The following is an 18,036-nucleotide window of genomic DNA, read 5'->3' as shown; positions in this document are numbered from 1 at the left end:
ACGATGCAGCGAGGCGCCCTGCTGGACGCCGCGCGTTCCCTGCTGTCCGAGGGCGGGACGGAGGCGCTGACCTTCCCCGCACTCGCCGAGCGCACGGGCCTGGCCCGGTCCTCGGTGTACGAGTACTTCCGCTCGCGCGCCGCCGTCGTCGAAGAGCTGTGCGCCGTGGACTTCCCCGTCTGGGCCGCCGAGGTCGAGACCGCCATGGCCGGCGCCGAGACGCCCGAGGGCAAGGTCGAGGCGTACGTCCGGACCCAGCTGGCGCTGGTCGGGGACCGGCGCCACCGGGCCGTCGTCGCCATCTCCGCGAGCGAGCTGGACGACGGGGCCCGCGAGAAGATCCGCGCGGCCCACGGCGGCCTCGTCGCCATGATCGTCGAAGCCCTCGCCGCCCTCGGCCAGTCCGAGCCCCGCCTGGGCGCCATGCTCCTCCAGGGCGTCGTCGACGCGGCCGTCCGCCGCATCGAGCTCGGCGCGGCGGAGGAGCCGACGCGGATCGCCGAGGCGGCGGTCGCCATGGCGCTCCACGGCGTCAACGGCTCCCCGGCCTGATCGGCACGGCACCCCCTGACCCGTCGCCGACCGGCAGGAGCCGTGACGGCGCCCGCCTGACCAGGACCAGCGGGTTCAGGTACGTCCCGCCCCGGAGCAGACCCCAGTGCAGGCAGGTCTCCGGGCAGTGCGTCCCCGGCGCGACCAGGGCGACCGGGGTGCCCGCGGCGACCCGCGTGCCCGCTCTCACCAGCGGGGTCACCGGCGAGAAGGTCGTGCGCAGCGGGGGAGCGCCCGTCCCCGGAAGGGTGAGCGTGAGGACCCCCCGGCCGCCGACCGGCCCCGCGAAGGAGACCGTGCCCGCCACCGGGGCGCGCACCGGGGCGCCGGGCGGCGCCGCCAGGTCGACACCGCGGTGACCGGGGCCGTACGGCCCCGCCGGGGGCTGCCAGCCGCGGAGGATCTCCGGCGGGGGCGCCCCCGCCGGACCCGCGGGCCCCACCGGCCACAGCGCGGCGAGGGTCAGGAGCAAGGTCATGAGGTGCATGGGGGGAAGACTCCCCGGGGCGACCGCTTCGCACGGATCGGGCACGGTTTCTGTGGACTACCCGCCGGTTGTGGACAGCGCCGTCACCCGCCGCTCCCGGGGTCCCGTACACTTCCTATGGCGACTCGGGTCACCGGGTCGACTTCGCACGCCCCGCCACAACCCTCACCGGTCGTGGCAGCGCCTTTCGGTCCCTTGTGGGCATGGCGCGTCGGGGCGTCAGGAATACAACCGAGAAACCCAAGGAGATACGGCCATGGCCGTCGTCACGATGCGGGAGCTGCTGGAGAGCGGCGTCCACTTCGGTCACCAGACCCGTCGTTGGAACCCGAAGATGCGTCGCTTCATCTTCACGGAGCGCAACGGCATCTACATCATCGACCTGCTCCAGTCGCTGTCGTACATCGACCGCGCCTACGAGTTCGTCAAGGAGACCGTCGCGCACGGTGGCTCCATCATGTTCGTCGGTACGAAGAAGCAGGCCCAGGAGGCCATCGCCGAGCAGGCGACGCGTGTCGGCATGCCGTACGTCAACCAGCGTTGGCTCGGTGGCATGCTCACCAACTTCTCCACCGTCTACAAGCGTCTGCAGCGCCTCAAGGAGCTCGAGCAGATCGACTTCGAGGACGTCGCCGCCTCGGGTCTCACCAAGAAGGAGCTCCTGGTCCTCTCGCGCGAGAAGGCCAAGCTGGAGAAGACCCTCGGTGGTATCCGCGAGATGTCCAAGGTTCCCAGCGCCGTCTGGATCGTGGACACCAAGAAGGAGCACATCGCCGTCGGCGAGGCTCGCAAGCTCAAGATCCCGGTCGTCGCGATCCTCGACACCAACTGCGACCCCGACGAGGTCGACTACAAGATCCCGGGCAACGACGACGCGATCCGCTCCGTCACCCTGCTCACCCGCGTGATCGCCGACGCCGTCGCCGAGGGCCTCATCGCCCGCTCCGGCGCCGCGACCGGCGACTCGAAGCCGGGCGAGAAGGCCGCCGGCGAGCCCCTCGCCGAGTGGGAGCGCGACCTGCTCGAGGGTGAGAAGAAGGCCGACGAGACCGTCGAGGCCCCCGCCGCCGAGGCCGCTCCGGCCGAGGCCGCCGCCGAGGCTCCGGCCGCGGACGCCGAGCAGGCCTGACCCTCCAGGACCTTCGGGTGACGACGGCGGGGGCTCACGAAGCCCCCGCCGTCCACCCGTGGACCCGCCCGATCTTTCAGACTTCGAGAGAGAAACAGACTCATGGCGAACTACACCGCCGCTGACGTCAAGAAGCTCCGCGAGCTCACCGGCGCCGGCATGATGGACTGCAAGAAGGCCCTGGACGAGGCCGACGGCAACGTCGACAAGGCCGTCGAGGCGCTCCGCATCAAGGGCCAGAAGGGCGTCGCCAAGCGCGAGGGCCGCTCCGCCGAGAACGGCGCCGTGGTCTCCCTCATCGCCGACGACAACACCTCCGGTGTCCTCGTCGAGCTGAAGTGCGAGACGGACTTCGTCGCCAAGGGTGACAAGTTCCAGGCCGTCGCCAACCAGCTCGCCGCGCACGTCGCCGCCACCGCCCCGGCCGACATCGAGGCGCTGCTCGCCTCCGAGATCGAGGCCGGCAAGACCGTGCAGGCGTTCGTCGACGAGGCCAACGCCAACCTCGGCGAGAAGATCGTCCTGGACCGCTTCGCGCAGTACGCCGACGGCTTCGTCTTCGCGTACATGCACCGCACGATGCCGGACCTCCCGCCGCAGATCGGTGTCCTCGTCGAGTTCGACAAGGCCGACGCCGCCGTCGCCAAGGGTGTCGCCCAGCACATCGCCGCCTTCGCGCCGAAGTACCTCACCCGTGAGGACGTCCCGGCCGAGGTCGTCGAGACCGAGCGTCGCGTCGCCGAGGAGACCACCCGCGCCGAGGGCAAGCCCGAGGCCGCGCTCCCGAAGATCGTCGAGGGTCGCGTCAACGGTTTCTTCAAGGACGCCACGCTGCTCGGCCAGCCGTACGCCCTGGACAACAAGAAGTCCGTCCAGCAGGTCCTGGACGAGGCCGGTGTCACCCTGAAGCGCTTCAGCCGCATCAAGGTCGGCATCTGAGTCCGTCCGCGAACGCGACGGACACCGGACCCCGGTAGGGTCTGAGGCAGTCGTCCGCCCCCGCGCAGGACGACCGCAGATCTGACGAGGAGGCCATTGCCGTACTGGGATACCGAGAGGACCCAAGGCAATGGCCTCCTTCGTATGTGCACGAGGAGATCTCCATGAACCAGGGCGCCGTACAGGGCGACGACAACAACGGCAAAAAGGCCGGCCGCTACATGCTGAAGCTGTCCGGAGAAGCCTTCTCCGGCGGTACCGGCCTGGGCGTCGACCCCAACGTCGTGCACGCCATCGCGCGTGAGATCGCGGCGGTCGTCCGCGACGGCGCGGAGATCGCGGTGGTGATCGGCGGCGGCAACTTCTTCCGTGGCGCCGAGCTCCAGCAGCGCGGCATGGACCGGGCCCGCTCCGACTACATGGGCATGCTCGGCACCGTGATGAACTGCCTCGCCCTCCAGGACTTCCTGGAGAAGGAGGGCATCGACTCGCGCGTCCAGACCGCCATCACCATGGGCCAGGTCGCCGAGCCGTACATCCCGCTGCGCGCCGTGCGCCACCTGGAGAAGGGCCGCGTGGTCATCTTCGGTGCGGGCATGGGCATGCCGTACTTCTCCACCGACACCACCGCGGCCCAGCGTGCCCTGGAGATCGATGCCGAGGCCCTGCTCATGGGCAAGAACGGCGTGGACGGCGTCTACGACTCCGACCCGAAGGCCAACCCCGGCGCGGTGAAGTTCGACGCGCTGGAGTACGGCGAGGTGCTCTCCCGCGACCTCAAGGTCGCCGACGCCACCGCCATCACCCTGTGCCGGGACAACAAGCTCCCGATCCTCGTCTTCGAACTGCTCACCGAGGGCAATATCGCTCGCGCGGTGAAGGGTGAGAAGATCGGCACGCTCGTGAGCGACCAGGGCACCCGGGCCTGACACCCGAACCGGGAACCGCCCCGCGAGGGGCTGGACAGAGCCCTGCCGGTCGTACCCACCGTGCAGGACACAAAGCGACGACACGCAGGAGCATGTGGTGATCGAAGAGACTCTCCTCGAGGCCGAGGAGAAGATGGAGAAGGCCGTCGTGGTCGCCAAGGAGGACTTCGCCGCGATCCGCACCGGCCGTGCGCACCCGGCGATGTTCAACAAGATCGTGGCGGACTACTACGGCGCCATCACCCCCATCAACCAGCTCGCGTCGTTCTCCGTTCCGGAGCCGCGCATGGCGGTGGTGACCCCGTTCGACAAGAGCGCGCTGCGCAACATCGAGCAGGCCATCCGTGACTCGGACCTCGGCGTCAACCCGAGCAACGACGGCAACATCATCCGGGTGGTGTTCCCCGAGCTGACGGAGGAGCGCCGCCGGGAGTACATCAAGGTCGCCAAGGGCAAGGCCGAGGACTCGAAGATCTCGATCCGCTCGGTGCGCCGCAAGGCCAAGGAGTCCATCGACAAGCTCGTCAAGGACGGCGAGGTCGGCGAGGACGAGGGCCGCCGCGCGGAGAAGGAGCTCGACGACACCACCGCGAAGTACGTCGCGCAGGTGGACGAGCTGCTCAAGCACAAGGAAGCCGAGCTGCTCGAGGTCTGATGAACGACTCTTCCTGGGGGGCCCCGGGCGGCACCGGCCGCCGGGGACCCGACCAGGGGCCTGCCCCGGCGGGTCCCGCATACGATCGGCATCAGGCGGCGCAGACTCGGCCCATGCCCATCGTGCCCGACGTTCCCGCCGGCGGATTCCAGGACGGTCACGGCCGGGGGGCCGCTCACCAGGGCGGTCCCCTGTTCCGTGACGAGACGCCGCACGAGCACCCGCAGGAGCCCATGTCCAGCCCCACCCCGCCTCCGCCGCCCGCGCCGACGGCGCCACGGCAGAAGAAGAGCGCGGGCCGGGACCTGGGCGCGGCCATAGGGGTCGGTGTCGGCCTCGGTGCCGTCATCATCGCCTCGCTGTTCATCTGGAAGCCGGCGTTCGTCGGGGTGATCGCGGTCGCCGTGGTCGTCGGTCTGTGGGAGCTCACCTCCCGCCTCCAGGAACGCAAGGCCATCAAGGCGCCGCTCGTGCCGCTCGCGGTCGGCGGCGCGGCGATGGTCGTCGCCGGCTACGTCAGGGGCCCCGAGGGCGCCTGGGTGGCGATGGCGCTGACGGCCCTCGCGGTGCTCGTCTGGCGGATGACGGAGCCCCCCGAGGGCTACCTGAAGGACGTCACGGCGGGTGTCTTCGCCGCGTTCTACGTGCCGTTCCTGGCGACGTTCGTGGCGATGCTGCTCACCGCGGACGACGGTCCGCAGCGGGTGCTCACCTTCCTGATCCTGACGGTGGTGAGCGACACCGGGGCGTACGCGGTCGGCTGGCGCTTCGGCAAGCACAAGCTGGCTCCGAGGATCAGCCCCGGAAAGACCCGTGAGGGTCTCCTCGGCGCGCTGGCCTTCGCGATGGCGGCGGGCGCGCTGTGCATGGAGTTCATGATCGACGACGGGACCTGGTGGCAGGGCCTGCTCCTCGGTCTCGCGGTGGCGGCGAGCGCGACGCTCGGCGACCTCGGCGAGTCGATGATCAAGCGGGACCTCGGCATCAAGGACATGGGCACGCTGCTCCCGGGCCACGGCGGAATCATGGACCGGCTCGACTCGCTGCTGCCGACGGCGCCGGTGGTGTGGCTGCTGCTGGCGTTGTTCGTCGGCACGAGCTGACCGGCCGGTCGGTTTCGTCCGTCGGAACGGGTTGACGGACAGCGGGTACTCTGGAAGGGCTCGTGGCGCGTGCGCCGCGGGCCCTTCCGTCGTCCTCGCCGCCGCGAGGGCGCTCCAGTGAGGTCTCCTGGCTTCGGCATCGTCATGCCGCGCTGCCCGCCGACGCGGGGCTGTCCGGACCTCGTGCCGTCTGAGGAGACACCCGATCGTGGCCCGTCCAGTGCCCGGAGAACTCACTTTCATCGCCCCCAAGGGAGCCAAGAAGCCGCCGCGGCACCTGGCCGACCTGTCGCCCGCCGAGCGCAAGGAAGCCGTCGCCGCTATCGGCGAGAAGCCCTTCCGGGCCAAGCAGCTGTCCACGCACTACTTCGCGCGGTACGCCCACGACCCCGCCCAGTGGACCGACATCCCGGCCGCCTCGCGGGAGAAGCTGGCCGGGGAGCTGCTGCCCGACCTGATGTCCGTCGTCCGGCACATCTCGTGCGACGACGACACCACCCGTAAGACCCTGTGGCGGCTGCACGACGGCACGCTCGTCGAGTCGGTGCTCATGCGCTACCCGGACCGGGTCACCATGTGCATCTCCTCGCAGGCCGGCTGCGGGATGAACTGCCCGTTCTGCGCGACCGGGCAGGCCGGGCTCGACCGGAACCTGTCGACCGCCGAGATCGTGCACCAGATCGTGGACGGCATGCGCTCCCTGCGGGACGGGGAGGTGCCCGGGGGACCGGCGCGGCTCTCGAACATCGTCTTCATGGGCATGGGCGAGCCGCTCGCCAACTACAAGCGGGTCGTCGGCGCGATCCGCCGGCTCACCGACCCCGAGCCCGACGGCCTGGGCCTCTCGCAGCGCGGGATCACCGTGTCCACGGTCGGTCTCGTGCCGGCCATGCAGCGCTTCGCCGACGAGGGCTTCAAGTGCCGCCTCGCGGTCTCGCTGCACGCCCCCGACGACGAGCTGCGCGACACCCTGGTGCCGGTGAACACCCGCTGGAAGGTGCGCGAGGTCCTCGACGCCGCCTGGGAGTACGCCGAGAAGTCGGGTCGCCGGGTCTCCATCGAGTACGCGCTCATCCGCGACATCAACGACCAGGCCTGGCGCGGCGACCTCCTCGGCCGGCTCCTCAAGAACAAGCGGGTGCACGTCAACCTGATCCCGCTGAACCCGACCCCCGGTTCGAAGTGGACGGCGTCCCGCCCGGAGGACGAGAAGGCCTTCGTCGAGGCCATCGCCCGCCACGGTGTTCCGGTGACCGTCCGGGACACCCGCGGCCAGGAGATCGACGGTGCCTGTGGACAGCTGGCGGCCTCCGAGCGCTGACCTTGTACTCTGAGGTCGAACACATCTCCATATTCCGACAGGGGAGCGCCACAGCGCTGAGAGTGCGGTCACCGTAGGACCGCAGACCCTCTGAACCTTGCCCCGGTCATTCGGGGTAGGAAGTTCGGTCGTTAACTCAAGCTGTTGCGCCCTGCCCGCGTCCGGTTCCGCCGGACGCGGGCAGGGCCGCGTCTCTTCCTGGTCACACCCAGGAGGAATCTCAGTGAGCACCACCATCCCGGCGAGCACGAAGAGAAGGGCCGCCGTCGCGCTCGTCGCGGCGCTCGGCGTCGCCACCCTCGCCGCCTGCGGCACGGAAGCCGTCAAGGACCGCGACGCCGGAAAGTCCGGCGCCCCCGCGCCCAAGACCGTGACCCTCGTGAGCCACGACTCCTTCAACGCCTCCAAGGAGGTGCTGGCGGAGTTCACCGAGGAGACCGGCTTCACGGTCAAGGTCCTGAAGGCCGGCGACGCGGGCGAGGCCGTCAACAAGGAGATCCTGACCAAGGGCTCCCCGCAGGGCGACGTCTTCTTCGGCGTCGACAACACCCTGCTCTCCCGCGCCCTCGACAACGGGATCTTCGTCCCGTACGAGGCGAAGGGCGTCGACCGGGTGCCGGCCACGTACCGCCTCGACAAGGAGAACCGGGTCACGCCGATCGACACCGGTGACATCTGCGTCAACTACGACAAGAAGTGGTTCGCGGACAAGAAGCTGGCGCCGCCGGTGACCTTCGACGACCTGGCGAAGCCCGCGTACAAGGACCTGCTCGTGGTCGAGAACCCCGAGCGGTCCTCCCCGGGCCTCGGCTTCCTCCTCGGCACGGCCGCGAAGTACGGCGACGAGGGCTGGCAGGACTACTGGAAGAAGCTCAAGGCCAACGGCGTGAAGACCGTCGACAGCTGGGAGCTCGCCTACAACCAGGAGTTCTCGGGTTCGGCCGGCGGCAAGCAGGCCAAGGGCGACCGGCCGCTCGTCGTGTCGTACGCCTCCAGCCCGCCGGTCGAGGTGCTGTACGGCGAGCCGCAGCCGAAGGTGGCCCCCACCGGGGTCTCCACCGGCACCTGCTTCCGGCAGATCGAGTTCGCGGGCCTGCTGAACGGGGCGAAGAACCCCGAGGGCGGCAAGGCGCTGATCGACTTCCTGATCTCGAAGAAGTTCCAGGAGGACATGCCGCTCCAGATGTTCGTCAACCCGGTGGCGAAGGACGCGGCCCTGCCGGAGCTCTTCACCAAGCACGGTGTGGTCGTCGAGAAGCCGGAGACCATGGCGCCCGAGAAGATCGCCGAGAAGCGTGACCCGTGGATCCAGCAGTGGTCGTCGCTCGTCCTGAAGTAGGGCGCGGCCCTCGCGACCTGAGGGGGAGCGCGGCGCGGCTGGGCCTGATGGCCCTGCCCGTCGCGTTCTTCGGGGTCTTCTTCGCCTGGCCCGTCGCCTCCATCGTGGAGCGCGGGCTCCGGCCCGACGGCACTTGGGAGTTCGGCCGGATCGGCGAGACGCTGAGCCGGCCGGACATCCTCGACGTGCTCGGGTTCACCGTGTGGCAGGCGCTCGCCTCCACCGGTCTCACCCTGCTCGTGGCGCTGCCCGGCGCCTACGTCTTCGCACGCTTCGACTTCCCCGGGAAGAGCGTGCTGCGCGCCGTGGTCACGGTCCCGTTCGTGCTGCCGACCGTCCTGGTCGGCACGGCCTTCCTGGCGCTCGTCGGCCGGGGCGGCCTGACCGACGAGCTGTGGGGGCTGCGGCTCGACACCAGCGTGTGGGCGATCCTCCTCGCGCACGTCTTCTTCAACTACGCGGTCGTCGTCCGGACCGTCGGCGGCCTCTGGTCGCAGCTCGACCCGCGCCAGGAGGAGGCCGCGCGGGTCCTCGGCGCCTCGCGCTGGACGGCCTGGCGGACGGTGACCCTGCCCGCGCTCGTGCCCGCCGTGTCGGCGGCCGCCCTGATGGTCTTCCTCTTCACCTTCACCTCCTTCGGCGTCGTGCAGATCCTCGGCGGGGACGCGTACTCCACCCTGGAGGCCGAGATCTACCGGCAGACCGCCCGGCTGCTCGACCTGCGGACGGCCGCCGTCCTCACTCTCGTCCAGTTCGCGGCGGTCGGGGCGATCCTGGCCGTGCACGCCCGGACGGTACGTCGGCGGGAGACCGCCCTGAGGCTGGTGCCGCCGGAGCGGACCGCGCGCCGGCCGCGAGGGTTCGGGCAGTGGGCGCTGCTCGCCGGCGTCCTCGCCTCGGTGGCGCTGCTGATCCTGCTGCCGCTCGGCGTCCTCGTGGAGCGCTCCTTCGCCGGGCCCCAGGGCTACGGCCTCGGCTACTACCGGGCGCTCGGCACGCTCGACGAGTCCGGCACCTTCCTGGTTCCGCCGCTGGAGGCGATCGCGAACTCGCTGCGGTACGCGGTGGCCGCCACCGCCATCGCGGTGCTGATCGGCGGACTCGCGGCGGCGGCCCTCACCCGGCGGGCCGGGAGGCTCGTCCGGGGCTTCGACGCGCTGCTCATGCTGCCGCTCGGGGTGTCGGCGGTCACCGTCGGCTTCGGCTTCCTCATCACGCTCGACGAGCCGCCGTTCGACCTGCGGGCCAGCTGGATCCTCGTCCCGCTGGCACAGGCCCTGGTCGGCGTCCCCTTCGTCGTACGGACGATGCTGCCGGTGCTGCGGGCGGTGGACGAGCGGCTGCGGGAGGCCGCGGGCGTGCTCGGCGCATCACCGTGGCGGGCCTGGCGGGAGGTGGACCTGCCGCTGGTGCGGCGGGCGCTCCTCATCGCCGCCGGGTTCGCCTTCGCCGTCTCGCTCGGCGAGTTCGGCGCGACCGTCTTCATCGCCCGGCCGGACAGCCCGACCCTGCCGGTGGCGGTGGCGCGGCTCCTCGGCCGGCCGGGGGAGCTCAACTACGGCCAGGCGATGGCCCTCTCGACGATTCTGATGGTGGTGTGCGCGGTGTCCCTGCTCCTGCTCGAACGGCTGCGCACCGACCGGACCTCCGGGGAGTTCTGATGCTTTCGATCGAGGACGCGACCGTACGGTTCGGGGAGCGGGCCGCGCTCGACGCCGTGGACCTGGAGGTCGCCGAGCACGAGATCGTGTGCGTGCTCGGCCCCAGCGGCAGCGGCAAGTCCACGCTGCTCCGGGCCGTCGCGGGGCTCCAGGCGCTGGACGGCGGCCGGGTGCTGCTGGCCGGCGCCGACCAGGCGGGCGTGCCGGTGCACCGGCGGGGCGTCGGCCTGATGTTCCAGGACCACCAGCTCTTCCCGCAGCGGGACGTCGGCGGGAACATCGCCTTCGGGCCGCGGATGCGCGGGGCCGGGAAGGCGGAGCAGGCAGAGCGGGTCAGGGAGCTGCTCGAACTCGTCGGGTTGCCGGGGGCCGAGCGGCGGTCCGTCGCGGCGCTCTCCGGCGGCGAGCAGCAGCGGGTGGCGCTGGCGAGGGCGCTGGCGCCGCGGCCCCGGCTCCTCATGCTGGACGAGCCGCTCGGGCAGCTCGACCGGGGGCTGCGGGAGCGGCTCGTCGTCGAGCTGCGGCAGCTCTTCGGGCGGCTCGGGACGACGGTCCTCGCCGTCACCCACGACCAGGGCGAGGCCTTCGCGCTCGCCGACCGGGTCGTGGTGATGCGGGACGGGCGGATCGCCCAGTCGGGTGCGCCCGTCGAGGTGTGGTCGCGCCCCGCCTCCGAGTTCGTGGCCCGCTTCCTCGGCTTCGACAACGTGGTGGCGGCGCGGGTGAGCGGCACCGTCGCGGAGACCGTCTGGGGCCGGATCCCGGTGCCGGAGGGCTCCCCGCAGGGCGAGCGGCGGCTGCTCGTCCGGCCGGGCGGGGTGCGGCTCGCGGGGGAGGGACCCCGGACTTGGACGGTCGAGTCCCGGACCTTCCGGGGCGACCGGGTCGCCGTACGGCTGCGGCCGGCGGACGGTCCGGCGCTGGAGGCGGAGTTCCCGCTGAGCGCGGCGCCGGACGAGGGCGCCGGGGTCGCGGTGGAGTTCCGGGTGGAGGACGTGGTGGTGCTGGCGGGCGCCGCGGACACGAGCGCAGCTCCCTGATCGGGCCTGATCGGCAGGACACTCCTCAGCACCGTTCGCAGGGCCTGCGGGTGGCCCGCTGGTGCGCGCGGGTGGCGCGGGCCAGGGCGAGGCCGTAGCCGGAGAAGGAACCGTAGGCGACGGCGACGACCCAGGGGGCGTGGTCGGCCATGCCGACGTCGACCGCGCCGGTCCAGGCGAGGGCGCCGAGGGCGGCCAGGAAGATCCCGAACGGGACGAGCGCGCCCGCCCCCGCCCAGCCGAGCGCGAGCAGCGGCAGCCGCGGCAGCCGCCGGCCCCACGGGCGGGTCAGCGCGAGGGCGAGGACCATGCCCAGGAGGGCCAGGACCGCGGTGACGTCCACGCCGTGGTCGTACAGCCGGATGCCCAGGTCGCTGGTGTACCGCGGATCGATGCCGGGGCGTCCCGTGCCCGTGTACCCCGGCGTGACGCCCAGCGCCCAGGCCGTCTTCAGAGCGGTGTACGGGACGAGGGCGGCGACGGCGACGAGGCCGGCGCGGGGGGCGAGACCGGAGCGGGACGCGGGCACACGGCCTCGGGGGTGGCGGCCGCAGTGGAGGCAGCTGCCGAGAGCGCGGCGGCGGTGGGCGAGGGCGGCGCAGGCCCAGAGGGTCGCACCGAGGACGGCGACGGTCTGGTTGGCCAGGGCCGCCCAGTCGACCGGCGGCTGGTTGCGGGAGAGCAGGAACAGCAGGCGGAGGGGGCTGAGGAGGACGGCGAAGCCCGAGGTCAGACAGAGTGCGACGACGGCCCAGGCGGCGGTCGGGAGCCACCGGACACCCGGTCGGCGGAGCAGCACGTACGCGAGGACGGCCGCGGTCCCGTAGAGCGCCGCCGCGGCCGTCTCGGGTCCTGTGCCGGTGGCCTTGCCGAAGAGCGCGTAGCCGAATGCGGGGCCCGTGACGGCGGCCGGCGCCGCCCCCGAGGCGTACAGCAGCGACCAGACGAGAGCGGCGCGGCCCGCCCAGGAAGGCCACGTGGCCGCCAGTGTCTTCGGTGTCATGGCCCGAGCCTTCCGGCCCGGGACCGAGGACGCGTCCGTCCGTGGGCGGGTCCCGCTCCGCCGCGCGGCGGAGCCGGGGACATCCCGAGGGGTGGCTCCGGTCAGGCACCGAGGCGCCCTTCGACAGCCGCTCCGGTGTCACCGGACGCCGAGAGCGGTCCGGCCGGTGCGAAGCGGTCAGCCCGTCAGGGGGAGGGCCGCCAGCTCCGCCACGATCCAGGTGAGCGGCAGGAAGACGGCGAGGAGCGCGCCCGCCCGCATGAGGGCCGCCGTCCGCAGGACCGTGGGCGGGGCGCCGAGGCGCAGGAGCGCCTCGGTGGTGTGCGCGCGGCACTGCTTGGACTCCAGCGCCGCCGTGAGGAGCGTCGCCGTGGTGCAGGCCATGACCAGGCCGGCGCCGAGTCCGGTGAGCGGCCCGAAAGCGGCCGGGCCCGAGTTCGAGGCGTACAGCGCGGCCGCCGCGAGCGTCCCGGAGAGGACCGCGGAGACCACCCCGAGCGGGCGGCCGATACGGCGGGACTCGTCCATCAGGACGCGGCCCGCGAGCAGCCGGGTGGCGCCGGGCCGGACGGCCTGGAGGAGCCGGCCGCAGCCGTACGTGAGCCCGGGGCCCGCGAGGGCGAGGCCGAAGGCGGTGAGCACCCAGCCCGCGAGGACGCCCGCCGGGTTGCCGTCGAAGCGGCCCGGCAGGGGGAGGCCGTCCCCGGAGCCGCCGCGCCCCGCGTACGTCTCGATGGCCAGGCCGACCGCGACGAGGGCGACGCCCCACGGAAGCCCGGACGGCACCGGCCGCTCGACGCCCTCGGGCTCGGCGGGAGCGGAGCGCGGGCGCAGCGCGAGGCCCGCCGCGGTGGCGGCCACGACCGGCAGGACCGCCAGCAGGGTGAGGGCGGCTGCCAGCGGCAGCGGCTGGTCGGCGGCGAGCAGCCCGGCCGCCGCCCCGTCGAAGGGCAGGCCCGTGATGTCGCCGCGCAGGTGCAGGTAGACGAGGAGCGCGATCATCGAGCCGAGCGTGCAGGCGACGGCGGTCGACGCCGCCGCGACGGCCGTGAGCCGGACCGGGCCGAGGCCGACCGCCGAGAGTCCGGGGCGCGGCCGGGTGCTGGGGTCGGTGCGGGCCACGGCCACGGCGAACTGGACCGTGGCCGCGAGCGGCAGGACGCACCACAGCAGGCGCAGGACGGAGTCCGAGGACTGGGCCGGGTGCCCGACGGCGTATCCGAGGGTGCAGAGCAGCAGGAAGCCCACGCCCGCGGCCGCGACGGCGACGAGGAGCCGCCGCGTCAGGACGAGGGGGTGGGCCCCGCGGGCTAGACGGAGAGCGAGCACGCGGTGACGCCCTCCGCCCCTGACGCCGGGGGTACGGTGCCGACCCGGCGCCCGTCGAGGAGGGCGACCGTGCGGTCGGCGAGCGCCGCCACCTCGCTGTCGTGGGTGGCGAGGAGCACCGTGATGCCGTGCGAGCGGGCTGCGGCGGTCAGGGTGCGCAGGACCTGCGCCCCGTCGGCCCGGTGCAGCGCGGCGGTGGGTTCGTCGGCGAAGAGCACCGAGGGGGTGGTGACGAGGGCCCGGGCGATCGCGATCCGCTGGCGCTGGGAGTGGGTGAGCGCGTACGGGCGCCGGCGGGCGCAGACGCCGATGTCGAGGCGCTCCAGCCATTCGACGGCGGCGGACTTCGCGGCCCGGTGGGAGGCGCCGCGCAGCAGCAGGGGGAGGGCGACGTTCTCCCAGCCGGTGAGCTCGGGGACGAGGCCCGGCTCGGGGGCGATCCAGCCGAAGCGGTCGCGGCGGAGGCGTTCGCGCTGGGCCTGGCCGAGGGTGTGGACGGGGCTGCTGTTGAACCAGACCTCGCCCTGCTGGGGGACGAGCTGCCCGGACAGGCAGCGCATGAGGGTGGTCTTGCCGCTGCCGCGCGGGCCGACGAGCGCGAGGATCTCGCTCTCGCGGACGCCGAGGGAGACGCCACTGAGGGCGTCCGAACCGCCCAGGGCGCAGTGCAGGGAACGCGCCCAGAGCACGTCGTTGTCCGGTGGGGCCATCGCGTACACCTCGATGTCGGATCTGATGTGTATTCCCCCGTGTTCCCCCGTACGGGGGAACGAGGAGACGGGCCTGTGGGTCACTCGGCACCGTAAGGATTCAGATCCGCTTGTACGGACAGCACGCGGCCCGGGCCGCCGCCATCCACTCGGATGGCGGCATGCCCGGGCCGTTGTCACGCCGTGAGGGCGGCGTGATGCCTGGGGGACCTGTGCTGCTCGGTCCAGGCCGCTGCTACAGCTTGGTCCACGCCTCCGTCAGCACCGACCGCAGGATGCCCTCGATCTCGTCGAAGGTGCCCTGGTCGGCGATGAGCGGCGGGGCCAGCTGGATGACCGGGTCGCCACGGTCGTCGGCCCGGCAGTACAGGCCGGCGTCGTACAGCGCCTTGGAGAGGAAGCCGTACAGGACGCGCTCCACCTCTTCGTCGTTGAAGGACTCCTTGGTGGCCTTGTCCTTGACGAGCTCGATGCCGTAGAAGAAGCCGTTGCCGCGGACGTCGCCGACGATCGGGAGGTCGTGCAGCTTCGACAGCGTCGAGTAGAAGGCGCCCTCGTTGTCCAGCACGTGCTGGTTGAGGCCCTCCTTGTCGAAGATGTCGAGGTTGGCGATCGCGACCGCCGACGACACCGGGTGGCCACCGAAGGTGTAGCCGTGGAGGAAGGTGTTGTCGCCCTTGTAGAACGGCTCCGCGATGCGGTCCGAGACGATGCAGGCACCGATCGGGGAGTAGCCCGAGGTCATGCCCTTGGCGCAGGTGATCATGTCCGGCACGTAGCCGAACTTCTCACAGGCGAACATCGTGCCGAGGCGGCCGAAGGCGCAGATCGTCTCGTCGGAGACGAGGAGCACGTCGTACTGGTCGCAGATCTCGCGGACGCGCTGGAAGTAGCCGGGCGGCGGCGGGAAGCAGCCGCCGGCGTTCTGCACCGGCTCCAGGAAGACGGCCGCGACGGTCTCGGGGCCCTCGAAGAGGATCTGCTGCTCGATCTGGTCGGCGGCCCAGCGGCCGAAGGCCTCGGGGTCGTCGCCGTGGATCGGGGCGCGGTAGATGTTGGTGTTCGGCACCTTGTGCGCGCCGGGGACCAGCGGCTCGAAGGGGGCCTTGAGGGCGGGGAGGCCCGTGATGGACAGGGCGCCCTGCGGGGTGCCGTGGTAGGCGACCGCACGCGAGATGACCTTGTACTTGGTGTGCTTGCCCTGCAGCTTGAAGTACTGCTTGGCGAGCTTCCACGCGGTCTCGACGGCCTCGCCGCCACCGGTGGTGAAGAAGACCTTGTTCAGGTCGCCCGGCGCGTAGTCCGCGAGACGCTCGGCGAGCTCGACGGCCTTGGGGTGCGCGTACGACCACACGGGGAAGAACGCGAGCTCCTGGGCCTGCTTGTACGCGACCTCGGCGAGTTCGTGGCGGCCGTGTCCGGCGTTGACGACGAACAGCCCCGCGAGACCGTCGAGGTAGCGCTTGCCCTTGTCGTCGAAGATGTAGGTGCCCTCGCCACGCACGATGGTGGGAACGGGCGAGTTCTCGTACGACGACATGCGGGTGAAGTGCATCCACAGGTGGTCGTAGGCGGTCTTGGAGAGGTCCTTGCTCACGGCTATCGGGTTCCCCACATATAGGTCTGCTTCTTGAGCTTGAGGTAGACGAAGCTCTCGGTGGAGCGCACGCCGGGGAGGGTGCGGATGCGCTTGTTGATCACATCCAGCAGGTGGTCGTCGTCCTCGCAGACGATTTCCACCATCAGGTCGAAGGAGCCCGCGGTCATCACCACGTACTCGCATTCGGCCATGGCCGTCAGCGCCTCCGCAACCGGATCGAGGTCACCCTCGACGTTGATCCCGACCATCGCCTGGCGCCGGAATCCCACGGTGAGCGGGTCGGTGACGGCGACGATCTGCATGACGCCCTGGTCGAGCAGCTTCTGCACGCGTTGGCGCACCGCGGCTTCGGAGAGGCCTACGGCCTTGCCTATCGCCGCGTAAGGACGGCGACCGTCCTGCTGGAGCTGTTCGATGATTGCCAGGGAGACGGCATCGATCGTCGGGGACGAACCGGTTCCGGTTCTGGAGTCTGTGCTTCGACTGGCCACGACTTCACTGTGCACCGAGATGGGCAGTCATGCAAGCCCAGAGCGATGAAATTCGTTGCGAAGAGCTCTGGATCTCACCGAATCCGAAGTTGCGGAGGGTCGGGGCTGTTGAAAGCGTCTGTCGAGCGACTAGGCTGAGGTGTCTCGCCCATCGGGACACCGCACAAGGACGTGCGAAGACAGAACGTGACAGGAGGGGTGGCAAGTGACCACCGAGCTGCGCCGGCTGCGTAACTACATCAACGGGGAGTTCCGCGACGCGGCCGACGGCCGCACCATTGAGGTGGTCAACCCGGCCACCGGCGAGGTGTACGCCACCTCCCCGCTCTCCGGGCAGGCCGACGTCGATGCCGCCATGGAGGCCGCCGCGGCCGCCTTCCCCGCCTGGCGTGACAGCACCCCGGCCGAGCGCCAGAAGGTGCTCCTCAAGATCGCCGACGCCTTCGAGGAGCGCGCCGAGGACCTCATCGCCGCCGAGGTGCTGAACACCGGCAAGCCGACCGCCCTGGTCGGGAGCGAGGAGGTACCGCCGATGGTGGACCAGATCCGCTTCTTCGCCGGTGCCGCCCGCCTGCTGGAGGGCCGCTCGGCCGGCGAGTACATGGAGGGCATGACCTCCATCGTCCGCCGCGAGCCCGTCGGTGTCTGTGCCCAGGTCGCGCCGTGGAACTACCCGATGATGATGGCCGTGTGGAAGTTCGCCCCGGCCCTCGCCGCGGGCAACACCGTCGTCCTCAAGCCCTCGGACACGACCCCCGCGTCGACCGTCCTGATGGCCGAGATCATCGGGCAGATTGTCCCCAAGGGCGTCTTCAACGTCGTCTGCGGTGACCGCGAGACCGGCCGGGCCATGGTCGAGCACCCGACCCCGGCGATGGCCTCCATCACCGGCTCGGTCCGCGCCGGCATGCAGGTCGCCGAGTCGGCGGCCAAGGACGTCAAGCGCGTCCACCTGGAGCTGGGCGGCAAGGCCCCGGTCGTCGTCTTCGAGGACACCGACATCGAGTCGGCCGTCGGGGACATCTCCGTCGCGGGCTTCTTCAACGCCGGCCAGGACTGTACGGCCGCCACCCGCGTCCTCGTCCACGAGGCCATCCACGACGAGTTCGTCGCCGCCCTCGCCAAGGCCGCCGCCGAGACGAAGACCGGCCAGCCGGACGACGAGGACGTGCTCTACGGCCCGCTGAACAACGCCAACCAGCTGAAGCAGGTCGCCGGCTTCATCGAGCGCCTCCCGGCCCACGCCAAGGTCGAGGCCGGCGGCCACCGCGTCGGCGACAAGGGCTACTTCTACGCCCCGACCGTCGTCTCCGGCCTCAAGCAGGACGACGAGATCGTCCAGAACGAGGTCTTCGGCCCGGTCATCACCGTCCAGTCCTTCACGGACGAGGCCCAGGCCCTGGAGTACGCGAACGGCGTCGAGTACGCCCTCGCCTCCTCCGTCTGGACCAAGGACCACGCGCGCGCGATGCGCATGTCCAAGGCCCTCGACTTCGGCTGCGTGTGGATCAACACCCACATCCCGCTCGTCGCCGAGATGCCCCACGGCGGCTACAAGAAGTCCGGCTACGGCAAGGACCTCTCCGCGTACGGCTTCGAGGACTACACGCGCATCAAGCACGTCATGACCTCCCTGGGCTGACGCCCTCGGTTCCTCCTGTGAACGCGGCCCCGGCACCCTGGTCGACAGGGTGTCGGGGCCGCGTGCCGTCGCTCGACGGAGCGTCCATTGCCGCAGGTGGCCGCGG

17 protein-coding genes and 1 riboswitch are annotated in these 18,036 nt (G+C 71.4%); of the genes, 11 read left to right on the top strand and 6 right to left on the bottom strand.

The window, feature by feature from the left end; all coding sequences use genetic code 11:
• The first annotated feature begins 3 nt into the window (after nucleotides 1–3).
• Nucleotides 4–552 carry a TetR/AcrR family transcriptional regulator gene (locus tag ACF08F_RS26730; protein WP_392301147.1) on the top strand — a complete coding sequence of 183 codons (549 nt, stop codon included), beginning with the start codon at nucleotides 4–6 and terminating at the stop codon, nucleotides 550–552.
• Here ACF08F_RS26730 and ACF08F_RS26725 read toward each other — a convergent pair.
• A complete protein-coding gene (locus ACF08F_RS26725; protein ID WP_392301075.1) occupies nucleotides 533–1,030 on the bottom strand; it encodes a murein hydrolase activator EnvC family protein in 498 nt (165 codons plus the stop codon). The two genes, ACF08F_RS26730 and ACF08F_RS26725, sit on opposite strands and share 20 nt — an antisense overlap.
• A 265-nt stretch (nucleotides 1,031–1,295) precedes the next feature.
• On the opposite strand from ACF08F_RS26725, the gene rpsB reads away from it, so the two are divergent.
• The 9 genes from rpsB (at nucleotide 1,296) to ACF08F_RS26680 (ending at nucleotide 11,155) form a co-directional block, all read left to right on the top strand.
• A complete protein-coding gene (gene rpsB, locus ACF08F_RS26720) occupies nucleotides 1,296–2,168 on the top strand; it encodes a 30S ribosomal protein S2 (RefSeq protein ID WP_392301074.1) in 873 nt (290 codons plus the stop codon).
• Between the two features lie 102 nt (nucleotides 2,169–2,270).
• Nucleotides 2,271–3,107 (top strand): translation elongation factor Ts, encoded by an 837-nt coding sequence (tsf, locus tag ACF08F_RS26715; protein ID WP_392301073.1) that lies wholly within the window; start codon nucleotides 2,271–2,273, stop codon nucleotides 3,105–3,107.
• A gap of 164 nt (nucleotides 3,108–3,271) precedes the next feature.
• Complete coding sequence (gene pyrH, locus ACF08F_RS26710) at nucleotides 3,272–4,036, top strand: UMP kinase (protein WP_055646001.1); 765 nt, start codon at nucleotides 3,272–3,274, stop codon at nucleotides 4,034–4,036.
• A gap of 97 nt (nucleotides 4,037–4,133) precedes the next feature.
• Nucleotides 4,134–4,691, top strand: a complete 558-nt coding sequence (gene frr, locus ACF08F_RS26705; RefSeq protein WP_055641105.1) for a ribosome recycling factor — start codon at nucleotides 4,134–4,136, stop codon at nucleotides 4,689–4,691.
• Nucleotides 4,691–5,794: a phosphatidate cytidylyltransferase gene (locus ACF08F_RS26700; RefSeq protein ID WP_392301072.1), complete on the top strand. Its 1,104-nt coding sequence runs from the start codon at nucleotides 4,691–4,693 to the stop codon at nucleotides 5,792–5,794. Before frr ends, ACF08F_RS26700 begins: the two co-directional genes overlap by 1 nt.
• A gap of 208 nt (nucleotides 5,795–6,002) precedes the next feature.
• Entirely contained in the window at nucleotides 6,003–7,115 is a 1,113-nt protein-coding gene (rlmN, locus tag ACF08F_RS26695; RefSeq protein ID WP_392301071.1) for a 23S rRNA (adenine(2503)-C(2))-methyltransferase RlmN, read from the top strand.
• Nucleotides 7,116–7,144: 29 nt separating this feature from the next.
• Nucleotides 7,145–7,255: riboswitch (TPP riboswitch) on the top strand.
• An 83-nt stretch (nucleotides 7,256–7,338) separates the two neighbouring features.
• On the top strand, nucleotides 7,339–8,454 hold the full coding sequence (locus ACF08F_RS26690; protein WP_392301070.1) for a thiamine ABC transporter substrate binding subunit: 1,116 nt from the start codon (nucleotides 7,339–7,341) through the stop codon (nucleotides 8,452–8,454).
• A gap of 47 nt (nucleotides 8,455–8,501) precedes the next feature.
• Nucleotides 8,502–10,115: an ABC transporter permease gene (locus ACF08F_RS26685; protein ID WP_392301069.1), complete on the top strand. Its 1,614-nt coding sequence runs from the start codon at nucleotides 8,502–8,504 to the stop codon at nucleotides 10,113–10,115.
• Nucleotides 10,115–11,155: an ABC transporter ATP-binding protein gene (locus tag ACF08F_RS26680; protein ID WP_392301068.1), complete on the top strand. Its 1,041-nt coding sequence runs from the start codon at nucleotides 10,115–10,117 to the stop codon at nucleotides 11,153–11,155. Before ACF08F_RS26685 ends, ACF08F_RS26680 begins: the two co-directional genes overlap by 1 nt.
• Before the next feature lie 25 nt (nucleotides 11,156–11,180).
• On the opposite strand, the gene ACF08F_RS26675 is transcribed toward ACF08F_RS26680, so the two are convergent.
• The 5 genes from ACF08F_RS26675 to ACF08F_RS26655 form a co-directional block, all read right to left on the bottom strand.
• Nucleotides 11,181–12,158 (bottom strand): hypothetical protein, encoded by a 978-nt coding sequence (locus ACF08F_RS26675; RefSeq protein ID WP_392301067.1) that lies wholly within the window; start codon nucleotides 12,156–12,158, stop codon nucleotides 11,181–11,183.
• Nucleotides 12,159–12,335: 177 nt separating this feature from the next.
• Nucleotides 12,336–13,487, bottom strand: coding sequence for a hypothetical protein (locus tag ACF08F_RS26670; protein WP_392301066.1), 1,152 nt, complete (start codon nucleotides 13,485–13,487; stop codon nucleotides 12,336–12,338).
• Nucleotides 13,469–14,197, bottom strand: a complete 729-nt coding sequence (locus ACF08F_RS26665; protein WP_392301065.1) for an ABC transporter ATP-binding protein — start codon at nucleotides 14,195–14,197, stop codon at nucleotides 13,469–13,471. The genes ACF08F_RS26670 and ACF08F_RS26665 overlap by 19 nt, the downstream gene beginning before the upstream one ends.
• A 235-nt stretch (nucleotides 14,198–14,432) precedes the next feature.
• Nucleotides 14,433–15,812 carry an aspartate aminotransferase family protein gene (locus ACF08F_RS26660; protein ID WP_392301064.1) on the bottom strand — a complete coding sequence of 460 codons (1,380 nt, stop codon included), beginning with the start codon at nucleotides 15,810–15,812 and terminating at the stop codon, nucleotides 14,433–14,435.
• Entirely contained in the window at nucleotides 15,797–16,303 is a 507-nt protein-coding gene (locus ACF08F_RS26655) for an Lrp/AsnC family transcriptional regulator (protein ID WP_189510954.1), read from the bottom strand. Before ACF08F_RS26655 ends, ACF08F_RS26660 begins: the two co-directional genes overlap by 16 nt.
• Nucleotides 16,304–16,493: 190 nt before the next feature.
• Here ACF08F_RS26655 and ACF08F_RS26650 point away from each other — a divergent pair, with 190 nt between their 5' ends.
• Nucleotides 16,494–17,930 carry a gamma-aminobutyraldehyde dehydrogenase gene (locus ACF08F_RS26650; protein WP_392301063.1) on the top strand — a complete coding sequence of 479 codons (1,437 nt, stop codon included), beginning with the start codon at nucleotides 16,494–16,496 and terminating at the stop codon, nucleotides 17,928–17,930.
• Nucleotides 17,931–18,036: the final 106 nt, after the last annotated feature.

This window comes from Streptomyces sp. NPDC015130 (genome assembly GCF_043080005.1).
Lineage (GTDB): Bacteria > Actinomycetota > Actinomycetes > Streptomycetales > Streptomycetaceae > Streptomyces.
The sequence above is the reverse complement of the archived record's forward strand: the minus strand, read 5'-3'. Positions and strand labels throughout refer to the sequence as shown.

Excerpts from the sequence above, each read along its gene's own strand:
- rpsB (WP_392301074.1), top strand. The coding sequence starts at position 1,296 with ATGGCCGTCGTCACGATGCGGGAGCTGCTGGAGAGCGGCGTCCACTTC.
- ACF08F_RS26700 (WP_392301072.1), top strand. The coding sequence starts at position 4,691 with ATGAACGACTCTTCCTGGGGGGCCCCGGGCGGCACCGGCCGCCGGGGA.
- ACF08F_RS26685 (WP_392301069.1), top strand. The coding sequence starts at position 8,502 with ATGGCCCTGCCCGTCGCGTTCTTCGGGGTCTTCTTCGCCTGGCCCGTC.
- ACF08F_RS26665 (WP_392301065.1), bottom strand. The coding sequence starts at position 14,197 with ATGGCCCCACCGGACAACGACGTGCTCTGGGCGCGTTCCCTGCACTGC.
- ACF08F_RS26680 (WP_392301068.1), top strand. The coding sequence starts at position 10,115 with ATGCTTTCGATCGAGGACGCGACCGTACGGTTCGGGGAGCGGGCCGCG.
- ACF08F_RS26730 (WP_392301147.1), top strand. The coding sequence starts at position 4 with ATGCAGCGAGGCGCCCTGCTGGACGCCGCGCGTTCCCTGCTGTCCGAG.
- pyrH (WP_055646001.1), top strand. The coding sequence starts at position 3,272 with ATGAACCAGGGCGCCGTACAGGGCGACGACAACAACGGCAAAAAGGCC.
- ACF08F_RS26675 (WP_392301067.1), bottom strand. The coding sequence starts at position 12,158 with ATGACACCGAAGACACTGGCGGCCACGTGGCCTTCCTGGGCGGGCCGC.
- ACF08F_RS26725 (WP_392301075.1), bottom strand. The coding sequence starts at position 1,030 with ATGACCTTGCTCCTGACCCTCGCCGCGCTGTGGCCGGTGGGGCCCGCG.
- tsf (WP_392301073.1), top strand. The coding sequence starts at position 2,271 with ATGGCGAACTACACCGCCGCTGACGTCAAGAAGCTCCGCGAGCTCACC.